Source organism: Mesorhizobium sp. B2-8-3, assembly GCF_006440815.1.
GTDB lineage: Bacteria > Pseudomonadota > Alphaproteobacteria > Rhizobiales > Rhizobiaceae > Mesorhizobium.
Window position 1 is genome coordinate 1 of the sequence record NZ_VFTW01000009.1, and the last position, 13,311, is coordinate 13,311.

Annotated in this window: 10 protein-coding genes; 3 read left to right on the top strand and 7 right to left on the bottom strand. The window is 63.8% G+C overall.

The features are described 5' to 3' along the window. Positions 1–231: 231 nt before the first annotated feature. The 3 genes from preA to FJ418_RS15580 all read right to left on the bottom strand — a co-directional run bounded on the left by preA (position 232) and on the right by FJ418_RS15580 (position 3,759). Complete coding sequence (preA, locus tag FJ418_RS15570; RefSeq protein ID WP_140866988.1) at positions 232–1,545, bottom strand: NAD-dependent dihydropyrimidine dehydrogenase subunit PreA; 1,314 nt, start codon at positions 1,543–1,545, stop codon at positions 232–234. 2 nt (positions 1,546–1,547) lie between these two features. Continuing rightward, complete coding sequence (locus tag FJ418_RS15575; RefSeq protein WP_140866991.1) at positions 1,548–2,912, bottom strand: NAD(P)-dependent oxidoreductase; 1,365 nt, start codon at positions 2,910–2,912, stop codon at positions 1,548–1,550. A 112-nt stretch (positions 2,913–3,024) separates the two neighbouring features. Continuing rightward, positions 3,025–3,759, bottom strand: a complete 735-nt coding sequence (locus tag FJ418_RS15580) for a gamma-glutamylcyclotransferase (RefSeq protein WP_140866994.1) — start codon at positions 3,757–3,759, stop codon at positions 3,025–3,027. Between the two features lie 267 nt (positions 3,760–4,026). On the opposite strand from FJ418_RS15580, the gene FJ418_RS15585 reads away from it, so the two are divergent. Beyond that, a complete protein-coding gene (locus FJ418_RS15585) occupies positions 4,027–4,803 on the top strand; it encodes a VOC family protein (protein WP_140866997.1) in 777 nt (258 codons plus the stop codon). Between the two features lie 30 nt (positions 4,804–4,833). Here FJ418_RS15585 and FJ418_RS15590 read toward each other — a convergent pair whose 3' ends face one another. Continuing rightward, the gene (locus FJ418_RS15590) at positions 4,834–5,322 is read right to left on the bottom strand and encodes a hypothetical protein (protein WP_140856721.1); all 489 of its coding nucleotides are present in this window, start codon (positions 5,320–5,322) and stop codon (positions 4,834–4,836) included. A 197-nt stretch (positions 5,323–5,519) separates the two neighbouring features. On the opposite strand from FJ418_RS15590, the gene FJ418_RS15595 reads away from it, so the two are divergent. Further along, positions 5,520–5,909, top strand: coding sequence for a DoxX family protein (locus FJ418_RS15595; RefSeq protein ID WP_140784137.1), 390 nt, complete (start codon positions 5,520–5,522; stop codon positions 5,907–5,909). 107 nt (positions 5,910–6,016) lie between these two features. Here FJ418_RS15595 and FJ418_RS15600 read toward each other — a convergent pair whose 3' ends face one another. Both FJ418_RS15600 and FJ418_RS15605 read right to left on the bottom strand, forming a co-directional pair. After that, the gene (locus tag FJ418_RS15600; protein ID WP_140867000.1) at positions 6,017–8,443 is read right to left on the bottom strand and encodes an FAD-dependent oxidoreductase; all 2,427 of its coding nucleotides are present in this window, start codon (positions 8,441–8,443) and stop codon (positions 6,017–6,019) included. 65 nt (positions 8,444–8,508) lie between these two features. Continuing rightward, positions 8,509–10,047 (bottom strand): trimethylamine methyltransferase family protein, encoded by a 1,539-nt coding sequence (locus FJ418_RS15605; RefSeq protein WP_140867003.1) that lies wholly within the window; start codon positions 10,045–10,047, stop codon positions 8,509–8,511. Between the two features lie 211 nt (positions 10,048–10,258). Here FJ418_RS15605 and FJ418_RS15610 point away from each other — a divergent pair, with 211 nt between their 5' ends. Next, a complete protein-coding gene (locus tag FJ418_RS15610; RefSeq protein ID WP_140706463.1) occupies positions 10,259–10,849 on the top strand; it encodes a hypothetical protein in 591 nt (196 codons plus the stop codon). Positions 10,850–10,973: 124 nt separating this feature from the next. Here FJ418_RS15610 and FJ418_RS15615 read toward each other — a convergent pair whose 3' ends face one another. Beyond that, the gene (locus FJ418_RS15615; RefSeq protein WP_140646107.1) at positions 10,974–13,307 is read right to left on the bottom strand and encodes an ABC transporter ATP-binding protein; all 2,334 of its coding nucleotides are present in this window, start codon (positions 13,305–13,307) and stop codon (positions 10,974–10,976) included. Between the last annotated feature and the right edge of the window lie 4 nt (positions 13,308–13,311).

The following is a 13,311-nucleotide window of genomic DNA, read 5'->3' on the forward strand; positions in this document are numbered from 1 at the left end:
AGTGGGGGTCGACCAGCGCTGCATAAGACAATGCATGCGCCAAGCTGCCATGCACGCTATCGCCAAAGGCCAGCCGCTTGGAAATGTGGCACGCCGTAGCCGCAAACGAGGCGCAAGGAATGGCAACAGGCAATTTGGGGCCTCGGCGGTGTCCAGCCGTCTCGAAGACCCCTCTCCGTCCCGGCTTCGCCGGGCAACCTCTCCCCACTGCGTGGGGCGAGGAACCCGAGCCTATTCCGCCGCCACCTTGGCCGTCGGATTGTTGGGGTGCGTCGTCCAGTTGGCGTAGATCGGGGACACCGGCTTGCCGGTGCGCTGGTCCATCACGCCGGCCGCCAGCGGCTCCATGGTGATGCAGCCCTCGACCGGGCAGACATTGACGCAGAGGTTGCAGCCGACGCATTCGGCCTCGATCACCTCGAAATGCCTGGCGCCGTCGACCATGCTGGTGATCGCCTGGTGCGAGGTGTCCTCGCAGGCGATATGGCAGCGGCCGCATTTGATGCAGGCGTCCTGGTCGATATGCGCCTTGGCGACATAGTTGAGGTTGAGATACTGCCAGTCGGTAACGTTGGGCGTTGCGCGGCCGATGATGTCGGAGAGCGAGGCATGGCCCTTCTCGTCCATCCAGTTCTCCAGCCCGGCGATCATCTCCTGTACGATCTTGAAGCCGTAGGTCATGGCCGCGGTGCAGACCTGCACATTGCCGGCGCCGAGCGCCATGAATTCGGCGGCGTCGCGCCAGGTGGTGATGCCGCCGATGCCGGAGATCGGAAGGCCATGCGTTTCAGGATCGCGGGCGATCTCGGCCACCATGTTCATGGCGATCGGCTTCACCGCTGGGCCGCAATAGCCGCCATGCGAGCCCTTGCCGTCGATGGTCGGCTGCGGGGCGAAACTGTCGAGATCGACGCCGGTGATCGAGTTGATGGTGTTGATCAGCGACACAGCATCGGTGCCGCCGGCATGCGCCGCCCGGGCCGGCTTGCGGATGTCGGTGATGTTGGGCGTCAGCTTGGTGATGACCGGCATGCGCGTGTACTGTTTGCACCAGCGCACGACCATCTCGATATATTCCGGCACCTGGCCGACCGCCGAGCCCATGCCGCGTTCCGACATGCCGTGCGGGCAGCCGAAATTGAGCTCGATTCCGTCGGCGCCGGTCTCCTCGACCAGCGGCAGGATCGCCTTCCAGCTCTCTTCCACGCACGGCACCATGATCGAGGCGATCAGCGCCCGGTCCGGCCAGTTCATCTTCACCTGCTTCATCTCGCGCAGGTTGGTCTGCAGGTCGCGGTCGGTGATCAGTTCGATATTGTTGAGGCCAAGCAGGCGGCGGTCGGCGCCCCAGATCGCGCCATAACGCGGGCCGTTGACGTTGACGACCGGCGGGCCTTCCTCGCCCAGCGTCTTCCACACCACGCCGCCCCAGCCGGCCTTGAAGGCGCGCTCGACATTGTAGGCCTTGTCGGTCGGCGGCGCCGAGGCCAGCCAGAACGGGTTGGGCGATTTGATGCCGACGAAATTGTTGCGGATGTCTGCCATGCTCATGCCCTCCCGTTAGAGGTCAGTGCCCGGTGGATGCTCTCGGCCGCGTCGCGCCCTTGCGCCACCGCCGAGACAGTCAAATCGTCGCCGCCGAAGATGCAGTCGCCGCCGGCCCAGACCTTGGCCAGCGAGGTGCGGCCTTCCGCATCGACCTTGATGCGGCCGCCTTCGAGCTCGATCTGTTCCGCGCTGCCGTTGAGATGCGCCGGCACGAAGCTCTGGCCGATCGCCTTGAACACCTGGTCGGCGACAAGCGTGAGCCGTTCGCCGGTGCCTGTGAGCTTGTCGCCGCTGATCGCGGTGTATTCGAGCTCGATCGCGGAAACCTTGCCGTTCTCGGCAAGGACGCGCTTCGGCTGCAGCCAGTGGCGGATGGTGACGCCGTTGGCGGCGGCCAGGTCCTGTTCAAAGCCGGAAGCGTTCATGTGCTCCTGGCCGCGCCGGTAGCAGACCGTCACCTCTTCCGCGCCGAGCAGCTTCGACTGCACCGCGGCATCGATCGCCGTCATGCCGCCGCCGATGACGACGACGCGTCGGCCGACCGGCAGGCTGGAAAGGTCGCTCGCCTGGCGCAGTTCCGAGATGAATTCCACCGCATTGGTGACGCCATCGGCATCCTCGCCATCGGCGCGCAGCGCATTGACCCCGCCGAGCCCGAGCCCAAGGAACACCGCGTCGTAGTTACGCATCAGGTCGGCAAGCTGGAAGTCGCGGCCGAGCGCCTTGCCGTTCTGGATATCGATGCCGCCGATCGCGGTGACATAGTCGACCTCGGCCTGGGCGAAATCGTCGACGCTCTTATAGGCGGCGATGCCATATTCGTTGAGGCCGCCAGCCTTCGGCCGCGCCTCCAGGATCGTCACCTCATGGCCATGACGGGCGAGGCGATGCGCTGCCGCCAGCCCGGCCGGCCCGGCACCGACCACGGCGATGCTCTTCCCGGTCGGCTCGGCGCGCTTGTAGAACTGCTTGTCCTCGCTCATGGCGACGTCGGTGGCGTAGCGCTGCAGCCGGCCGATCTGCACAGGCTTGCCCTCCGCCACCTCGCGCACGCAGACCTCTTCGCACAGCGTCTCGGTCGGGCAGACGCGGGCGCACATGCCGCCAAGGATGTTCTGGTCGAAGATCGTCTTGGCCGAGCCCAGCGGATTGCCGGTCGCGATCTGGCGGATGAACAGCGGGATGTCGATCGAAGTCGGACACGCGTTCATGCATGGCGCGTCGTAGCAGAAATAGCAGCGATCGGATTCGACCAGCGCCTCATGATGATCGAGCGGCGGATGCAGGTCGGAAAAATTGTCGGCATATTGCTCCGAAGACAGCCGGCCGCCGGCAATGCCTTCGATGAAATGACCAGTCGCCATTCCAGCTCCCCTTGTTGTCGTTTTGGGAAGGCTAGCACGTTTTATTTTTTTATCAATTGGTCAATTTTCGGCCAAGCCACTGTAATGGCTGAGTAAAACATGACAAATGAAATCATGTTATAGCCACCTCAGTAACCTCTGCTATGGCATGGCTTGTGACCTTGTGGCCATGGATCGACCGGATCTCGTCCGCCACCAGTTCCTGCAGCCGCCACAGATTGCGGTCATGGATGCCGAAGGTCTCGAGGTGGCTGACGGTGTTGTAGAGATATTCGGCGCCGGAACCGACATGGCCGCATGCGCAAGCCAATATCTTTGCTACGCTCTCCAGCGGCTGCCCGAGAGACGTCCCCCTGCCGGTGATGCCGACCCAGAAACCGAGCGCCCTGAGCGATCCTTGCGCGGTGCGCACTGGGACCCATCGCACCGAACTGACGGCTTCGTGATCGTCGATCTCGCGTCGCAACAGCCTTTCGATCTGGGCTGCCTTGTCACCGTCCGGCAGGCGGTAGATCACGCCATCGCAGCGCCCGCCGCGTTCGAGCGCCATCATCAGTCCGGGCTGCTCGGCGCTGCCTCTCCAGCGCACGAGATCCAGGCAGAAGGAGCGATGCCAGCCATGGGCCGAGGCGCGCAACTGCTCGACGGACTCGAAGGCCGGTTTCCAGATCAGCGAGCCATAGGCGAACACCCAGAGCGGACCTTCATCGGCCTCGCCGGCAAGACGCGTGGCGAGCGTCCGGAAATCATCGTCGCTTAGCTGTGCCCAATCCCCGCTGGGGCCAGGGTCGACCTCCTCCCGATGGCACAGAGCGACAAGTTCCGGCGTCAGTGACATGTGGCGCATGGATCGAAACCCCTCATCGGCAACAAGCAAAGTCGAAAACCCCATGGCGCGCAAGATTGCGAATCCTAAAGCATCACGCAGGAACGGATCGGAGCGAGGCGCGCTTTGATGCATGTCGTCGTCGCAAAACCGCTGCGCGCCCTAGGCGATATGCGCTAGTGCCTTGCCATCCTCGAATTCCGGCCCAGATGTCGGATTTCTGTCGCCAGGATCGTCCTAGGATGGATCGAACCGCGATCGCTGCCTGAACCGGTGAGGAGACCGACGATGCCGAAATCCCCGCAACCTTTCTTCTGGTACGAACTGATGACCACCGACCTCGACGCTGCCGAGGCTTTTTATACCGCCGTTGTCGGCTGGCGGGCCGAGCCCTTCGACAAGGCGCCTGGCATGCCGCGCTACATCGTGATGAATTCCAGCGTGCGCGGCGTCGGCGGGCTGATGACGATGCCGGAAGAACCCGCCAAGATGGGTATGCCGCCGGCCTGGGTGGGCTATATCTACACCAAGGACGTCGACGCCTCGACGCAAGCGCTCAAGGACGCCGGCGGTGCGGTGCACCGCGCGCCGGACGACATTCCGGGCGTCGGCCGCTTCGCCGTCGTTGCCGACCCGCAAGGCGCGGCCTTCATGTTCCTTCAGCCCAACCAGCCTGAACAGCCGTCGGTGCCGGCGACCACACCCGGCCATATCGGCTGGCACGAGCTCTACACCTCGGATTGGAAAGCCGCTTTCGACTTCTATTCCAGCCAGTTCGGCTGGAAGAGCTCCGGCCAGTTCGATATGGGCGAGATGGGCATCTACCAGACTTTTGGCGCCGGCCCCGAATCCGGCGGCGGCATCATGAACAAGCCGCCGCAGATCCCGGTTCCCGTCTGGCAGTTCTATTTCAACGTCGACGCCATCGACGCCGCCGCCAAGCGCGTCACCGACAATGGCGGCAAGGTCATCATGGGACCGATGGACGTGCCGAGCGGCCAGTGGATCATCCAGTGCCAGGACCCGCAAGGCGCGCATTTCGCGCTGCTGGCGTCGACGCGTTAGCAGCGCTTGCTTGGATGGGCTGGCGCCGGATCACTCCGGCGTCAGCACAGCCACCTTCAGATCGGCCTTTTTTGCGCCGCTGATCTGGATGATCGCCGCGCCGCCGGCGAGCTTGAAGCGGACGCTCTTGCGGATGCCCGGGCAGGTCTTGACGCCGCTGAAAGCCACCGATTTTACGGTCTTGCCGTCCTGCACGACATCGATCCAGGCCTCGTCGGACAGGCTGAGCTGCAACTCGCCATCAGGCGGCACGGCCACGCTGGCCGTCGCGCCGAACGTGCCGGCTGCCGGTGCGCGTTCCGGCGGCACTTCAAAGCTGACCGTATCGACGGCCTCGAGCGAGAAATCCACCGCTTGCCCGACTGTCAGGGAGGTGCCGGACTGGGCGGCCGGCGCCGCCGGGAACAGGGCCTGCTCGCGCGCAACCGGCCATTTGAAGGCATCGCAGCCCCCGTCAGCGGCCGCGGCGAAGCTGGTGCCTGCAAGGATTGCGAATAGGCTGATGAGGATTTTTTTCATGGCAAAGCGGACCCGTATGGTTTGATGTCTCGGCATATCAATACAACCATAGGGATAAATATGCAACCATTGCGAGAACATTTGTTGAGAGGTGAAACCATTTTCACTCACCGATTGTTGATGGTGGGGCCGTGGGAAGTGAGTGGTCCATTGCCGGGTGATAATTTATGGCCGGGCGGGGTAAAATGGAGTTTTAGATGAAGCTTTTTGAAAGCCTTGCTCGGTACCGGCCGCAGGCGCTGGGCGTGCTGCGCATCATGACCGCGTTGCAGTTCATCGAACATGGCTCGCAGAAGCTGTTCAACTTCCCGGTCAGCGCTCAGCCGCACGCCCTTACCGGGCTGACGACGGCGGCCGGCATTCTCGAATTCGCTGGCGGCATCCTGCTGGCGCTCGGGCTCTTCACCCGCCCGGTCGCCTTCCTCCTGGCTGGCGAAATGGCCATCGCCTATTTCATGGCGCACTTCCCGCGCGACTTCTTCCCCGTAAACAACGGCGGCGACTTGGCGATCTCCTTCTGCTTCATCTTCCTCTATCTTATATTCGCCGGCCCAGGCGCCTTCGCGCTGGACAACCGTCGCGGCTGACAAAGCATGCACCGCCAGTGCATGTCGCCCAAAAGTGCTCAGCCGTTTTGGGATGACGGCATGCACAAAGCCAAGAATCTGAAGCGCATCGGCGAAGCCGTAGCGCTTCAGGCGCGCATCCGTTCGAAATTGGCGTCGAACAGCGCCGCCGCCTGGATGCGCGCCGCATGACGCTTGCCGAGGATCTCGATCTCGAACCCGTCCGGTCTGTCGGCGATCTCCTTGGGCACATAGCCCAAGGCGACCGACTTCCCCGAATTATGCGCATAGCCGCCGGACGTGACCCAGCCGAGCACGACACCGTCATGCCAGATCGCCTCGTCGCCGATGACGTCGGCATCGGTGGCGTCGACAATGAAGCTGCGCAGCCGAAGCTTGCCGCCCCCTTTGCGCTCGGCGAGCGCCGCTGCCTTGCCGATGAAATCGGCATCCTTGCCATAGGCGACGAAACGGTCGAGCCCGGCCTCGAGCGGCCCGTAGATCGGCCGGTACTCGCGCGCCCATGAGCCGTAGTTCTTCTCGAGCCTCAGCGCATTGAGCGCCCTCGAGCCGAACAGGCCGATCGAAAATTCCTCGCCCGCCGCCAGCAGCGCCTGGAAGGCGGCGCGCTGATATTCGGGCGCCACCCAGATCTCGTAGCCGAGATCGCCGGTATAGCTGACGCGCCCGACCAGGCACGGCGCCATGCCGATATCCATCAGCGCCACCGCCATGAACGGGAATGCGGCATTGGAGACGTCGGCGCGGCTGGCTTTCGCCAGCACCTCCCGCGCTTTCGGTCCGGCGATGGCGAGGCCGGTGAGTTTCTGCCCCAGCGCCTCGATGTGTACCGAGCCGTCCTTGGGCAGATGCGCCTCGAACCAGCGCATGTGGTATTGCTCGGCGACGCCGGAGCCGGCGATGAACCATTCGCCGTCGCCAACGTTGGCGAGCGTGAAGTCGCCGATCAGCTTGCCGTCTTGCTTCAGCATCGGCGCCAGCGTCATGCGGCCGGGCTTCGGCAATTTGCAGGCAAGCACACGGTCGAGCCAGGCTGAGGCGCCCTCGCCCGTCACCTTGTATTTGGCGAAGTTCGAGATCTCCGACAGGCCGACGCCGCCGCGCACCGCCGCCACTTCATTGGCGATATGGGCGAAATCGTTGGAGCGCCGCCATGAGAACTCATCCTTGACGCCCGCGGGCGCATACCACAGCGGCACCTCAAGCCCGAAAGAAACGCCCCATTGCGCGCCCTTGGCCGACAGCAGGTCGTAGACCGGCGTCGTCTTGAGCTGGCGCCCGGCCGGCAATTCCTCGTTGGGGAAACGGATCGAGAAGCGGCGCGAGTAATTCTCGCGCACTTTGGCGTTGGTGTAGGCCATCGTCGCCCAGTCGCCGTAGCGGGCGACATCCATCGCCCAGATGTCGGCGCCGGGATCGCCCTCGATCATCCAGTTGGAGAGCGCGAGACCGACGCCGCCGCCTTGGCTGAAGCCGGCCATGACGCCGCAGGCGACCCAGAAGCCCGGCAGGCCGCGCACCGGACCGACCAGCGGGTTGCCGTCGGGCGCGAAGGTGAATGGGCCGTTGATGATCTGCTTGATCCCGGTCTTCTGGAAGGCCGGGAAGTGGCGAAAGCCGACTTCCAGCGACGGCGCGATGCGGTCGATGTCCGGTTCCAGCAGTTCATGGCCGAAATTCCAAGGCGTGGTGAACTCCGACCACACCTTGTTGGCCTTCTCATAGGTGCCCATCAGCATGCCGCCGCGCTCCTGGCGCAGATACAGCTCGCCGTCGAAGTCGACGGCATGGATGATCTCGGTGCCGGTCTTCTTGTTCCAATCCGCGACCTCCGGCATGTCCTCGGTGATCAGGTACATGTGCTCCATCGCCAGCACCGGCAGTTCCAGCCCGACCATGCGGCCAACCTCGCGCGCCCACAGCCCGCCGGCATTGACGACATGCTCGGCGATAACGTCGCCCTTGTTGGTGATGACGCGCCACAACCCGTCGGGACGGCGCACGATGTCCTCGACCTTGGTGAAGCGCTCGACCTCGGCGCCCAGTTTCCGCGCGGCCTTGGCATAGGCGTGGGTCACGCCGGACGGATCGAGGTGGCCGTCCTCCTTGTTGCGCACGGCGCCGACGAACTGGCTGGGATCGATCAGCGGCATCAATTCCGCGGCTTCCTTCGCGGAAATGACTTCGAGATCGATGCCGAGATAGCGGCCCTTCGACACGACGCCGCGCAACCAGTCGAGCCGCGCCTCGGTTGCCGCCAGAAGCACGCCGCCCGTCAGGTGCACGCCCGTCGCCTGTCCCGAAAGCTCCTCGATCTCCTTGTAGAGCGAGATCGTGTATTTCTGCAGCTTGGCGACGTTGGGGTCGCCGTTGATGGTGTGCATGCCGCCCGCCGCATGCCAGGTCGAGCCCGAGGTCAGCTCATCGCGTTCGAGAAGCACGACATCGGTCCAGCCATGGCGGGCAAGATGGAACAGCACCGAGCATCCGACGACACCACCGCCGATGACTACGACCTTTGCATGCGACTTCATGGGGTTTTTCTCGTTGGTTCAGTGAGTTGAGAGATTGAAATGAATCAGGATGGGAAGCTGTTCCATCACGGTTCGCCCTGCCCGATCGCTTCCTTGCGGCGCGCCATATAGGCTTCGAGCGCCTCGCGCACGGCGGGGTCCATGGCCGGCTGGACATATTCCTCCAGCGCCTTCTTCCACAGCCGCGTCGCGCGTGCCGTCGTGTCGAGCCCGCCGGCTTCCTGCCAGGCTTCGTAATTCTGCCAGTTGGAAAGCATCGGCTGGTAGAAGGCGGTGGCGTAGCGCTCCAGCGTGTGCGGCTCGCCGAAGAAATGCCCGCCGGTCGGCACCGCGCCCAGCGCGTCCACGGCCAGTTCGCCTTCGTCGACCACGATCGGGCGCAAAAACTCGATCATGTGCTGCATCATCTCAACATCGATGATCAGCTTCTCGAACGAAGCCGTCAGCCCGCCTTCCTGCCAACCGGCGGCGTGATAGACGAGATTGCCGTGGCCGAGCACCGCGCCCCACAAAGCCATCAGCGTTTCATAAGCGCCCTGCGCGTCCGCCGCGTTCGAGGCTGAGCCCGGCGTCGTGCGATAGGGCAATCCATAGCGCCGCGCCAATTGCCCGGAAGCGATATTGGCCTTGGTGTTTTCCGGCGTGCCGAAGGCGGGCGCGCCAGACTTCATGTCGACATTGGAGGTGAAGGCGCCATACATCACCGGCGCGCCGGGCCGCACCAGCTGCGTGAGCACGATGCCGAACAGCGCTTCGGCATTCTGCTGCGCCAGCGCGCCGGCCAGCGTCACCGGGCTCATCGCGCCCATCAACGTGAACGGCGTCACCGCCACCGACTGGCCGTACTCGGCCATGGTCATCAGCCCTTCCGCCATCATCTCGTCGAAGCGGCGCGGCGAGTTGACCGAAATGATGGTGTTGACGCCGGGATCGTCGCGCATCTCATCAAGTGTCAGCCCGCGCGCGATCGCCATCATCTCGATGCCGTCGAGCGCCCTGCCCCGGCCGATCGCCGAGACGTGGAAAGATTTGTCGGTCAGCGTCAGGTTGGCGAAATAGGTGTCCATATGCCTTGTGTTCGCCGGCAGCTCGATCGGCGCGCAGACCTGATTGCCCAGCATGTGGATGCAGTTGAAATGCTGCGCCAGCCGCACGAGGTCCGAATAGTCGGCAAAGTTGCCGGCGCGGCGGCCGCGCTCCATGTCATGCACGTTGGGCGGCCCCGCCACCAGCGTGAAGTTGATCGTGCTGCCGCCGAGATGGATGGCGTGGTCCGGATTGCGGGGCGTCAGCGTGTAGGCCGGGCGCGTCGACTTCAGCGCCTCCTCGACCATGCCGCGATCGACGCGCACATTCATCGAGCCGTGATCGACCTTGGCGCCGGCGCGCTCGAACAGCGACAGCGCCCGCGCGCTCATCACCTCGATGCCGAAATTCTCCAGTATATGCATCGACGCCTGGTGGATGGCCTCGATCTGGTCGGCCGACAGCAGCGCCATGGGCGGATAGGGATTCTCCACTCGCCGCCGCGGCAGTTGTGGAATGGCCGCTGGCCCACGGTTGCTGGTGCGCTCGGCGCCGCGCTTGCGTCTTGGTTCGCTCATGCGCGCATCAGAGCGCCGGCATCAGATGCGAGCTGTCAGGAATTCGCCATTTGCCGGCGTGATTTTAGTCAAGGCGGCATTTTTCAAAGCCAATGAAGAGAATAGCGACGGTGATGGTCGTAATATCGACACTCGGCTTTTTCGTGCCTCCGCATCCGCGTTAAGGAACCGCGCAAGACTCCTTTTATGATTTCGGCCTATTCGTCTTCCAATGCGTAGGTCGAGTTTTAGTAAAATTGTCGCTGTCTCCGTGCTGCTGGCGCTTTCGGCCTGCGCGACAGCGCCCAGCCACATCAACAATGTCTGTGCCGTCTTCGACCAGAATGACGGCTGGTTCGACAACTGGCAGTCCGCCGCCGAGCGGACCGAGCAGAAATACGGCATCCCTGTCCCCGTGCTGATGGCGACGGTGCGCAAGGAATCCGGCTTCAAGAGCAACGCCCGCCCGCCGCGCACCAAGCTGCTCGGCTTCATCCCGTGGACCCATGTCTCGAGCGCCACCGGCTACTCGCAGGCGCTCGACGGCACCTGGTCGCAATATCAAAGCGAGACCGGCAACTGGGCGGCGCGCCGCACGCGCTTTGCCGACGCCATCGACTTCGTCGGCTGGTACCATTCCAAGACCGCCGACACCTTCGGCGTCGCCCGCAACGACACCTACAATCTCTATCTGGCCTACTATCTCGGCTGGACCGCCTATGGCCGCGGCAATCGCGGCGACGCCGGCGTTCAAGGCTACGCGCGCGCCACCGACCAGATGGCCCGCGATTACGCCGCGCAGATGCGGCAGTGCGACAATTAAGGCTTCGTCTGGGCCTAAAGCGCGTCGCGCTGAAGCGGATTCAGGCGACGCGCTTTAAGCGCTTTGTTTTCATGCATGTCGTTATCGCAAAACCGCTGCACACTTTTGCGCGACATGCATTAGACTAGTGACGCCTTGTCGTGTCCTTCGGCTTTGAAACACCGGTTTCCGATGTCTCGTCGCGGACTTCGTGACGACGGGCTCGCAAGACGGCGTCATTCTCCTCGATGGCCTCTCCGGTCGCATCGGCTTCGGCACTGGCCTTCTTGCCCCGTGGACGCTTCGGCGGCGAAGCCGCAAATCCCGGGCCTTCGCCGTGCGGCGCATCTTCGGGCACGCCCTCATGCGCGGCATGCTCCTTGTCGAACTTGATGACCGGCTCCATCTTCGCCAGCACGTCGTCGGCAAGCCAGCACAGGCTCATATGGCCGTCGCCGAGATTCTTCACCGGCGGCACCTTGGTCTCGCACAGATTGTCCGGCACCAGCTTCTTGTAGCCGCAGCGCGTCTGGAACGGGCAGCCGGTCGGCGGGTTCATCGCCGACGGGATGTCGCCTTCGAGCACGATGTGCTTCTTGACCACGCTCGTGTCGGCGATCGGGATCGCCGAGAGCAGCGCCTCGGTATAGGGATGGTAAGGCGGCGAGAAGATCTGGTCGGTCGTGCCTTGCTCGACGATATAGCCGAGATACATGACGACGACGCGGTCGGCGATGTAGCGCACCACCGACAGATCGTGGCTGATGAACAGCATCGTCGTCTTGTTCTTGCGCTGGATATCCATCAGCAGTTCGGTCACCGCCGCCTGCACCGAGACATCGAGCGCCGAGACCGGCTCGTCGGCCACCACCACCTTGGCGTCGCCGGCAAAGGCGCGCGCGACGCCGATGCGCTGCTTCTGGCCGCCCGACAGCTGGCGTGGCTTGCGGGTCTCGAAGGCGCGCGGCAGCTTCACCAGGTCGAGCAGCTCCAGCATGCGCTGGCGCCGCTCGGCGACATTCTTGCCGACCTTGAACTTCTCCAGCGTGCGGATGATCTGCGAGCCGACGCTGTGGCTGGGGTTCAGCGTGTCGAACGGGTTCTGGAACACCATCTGGATCGAAGACACGGTCTCGACATTGCGGCTCTCGATGCCGGTCGACTGGATCTCCTTGTTGCCCAGCGTCACCGTGCCGGAGCTGGCGGTCTCCAGTCCCAGAAGCACCTTGGCGAGTGTCGACTTGCCGCAGCCGGATTCGCCGACGATCGCAACCGTCTCGGATTCGCGCGCGGTGAACGAGATTGTCTCGTTGGCCTTGACGACGCGGCCTTCGCTGGAGCCGAACACCTCGCTGCCGCCGACCCTGTAGTATTTCTTGAGATCGTCGATCTTGAGCACCGGCGCGCCGGGCTCGACCTTTTCATTGACCTTCTTGGCGCCGGGCGGCAGCGCCTCCCAGTCGATCTCGTTGAACCGCACGCAGCGCGAGAAATGCCCCTCATGGCCGTCGACCGGGATCATCGGGATTTCCGCGGCGTTGCAGACGCCCTCGACGAAATGGTGGCAGCGCGGGCCGAAATTGCAGCCCTTCGGCCGCTCGTGCGGCAGCGGCAACTGGCCGGGAATGGAGATCAGCGGCCGTGAGTTCTTGTCGGCGCCGGGCAGCGGGATCGAGCGGAACAACCCTTGCGTATAGGGATGGCGCATCCGGTCGAACACATCCTCGATCTTGCCGGTCTCGACCGCCTCGCCGGAATACATCACCGTGATCTTGTCGCAGGTCTCGAGGATGAGACCGAGATTGTGCGACACGAAGATCATCGAGGTGCCGAACTTCTCGCCCAGCCCCTTGACCAGTTCGACGATGCCGGCCTCGACGGTGACGTCGAGCGCCGTCGTCGGCTCGTCGAGCAGCAAGAGCGCCGGCTTGGACAGCAGCGCCATGGCGATGACGATGCGCTGCTGCTGGCCGCCCGACAGCTGGTGCGGATAGGAGCGCATCATGCGCTCGGGATCGGGCAGCCTCACCGCCCGCACCATCTCCAGCGCGCGATTATGCGCCTCTTCCTTCGACACCTTGTCGTGGATCAGCGGCACTTCCATCAGCTGCTGGCCGATTTTCATCGCCGGATTGAGGCTCGCCATCGGCTCCTGGTAGATCATGGCGATCTTGTTGCCGCGGATGGAGCGCAGCTCCTCCTCGGAGAGCTCGCCCATGTCCTTGCCCTGGAACTTGATCTTGCCGCCGACGATCTTTCCGATGTTGGAAAGGTCGCGCATGATGCCGAGCGACACGGTCGACTTGCCGCAGCCGGATTCGCCGACGATGCCCATCGCCTCGCCGGGCATCACCGTGCAGGAAAAATCCATCACGGCCGGGATCTCGCCCTTGCGGGTGAAGAAGGAGATCGAGAGGTTCTCGATCTCGATGATCGGCTGACCGGTCGCCTTGGCTGGATCTCGAACTGCCTCGTTCATGGGT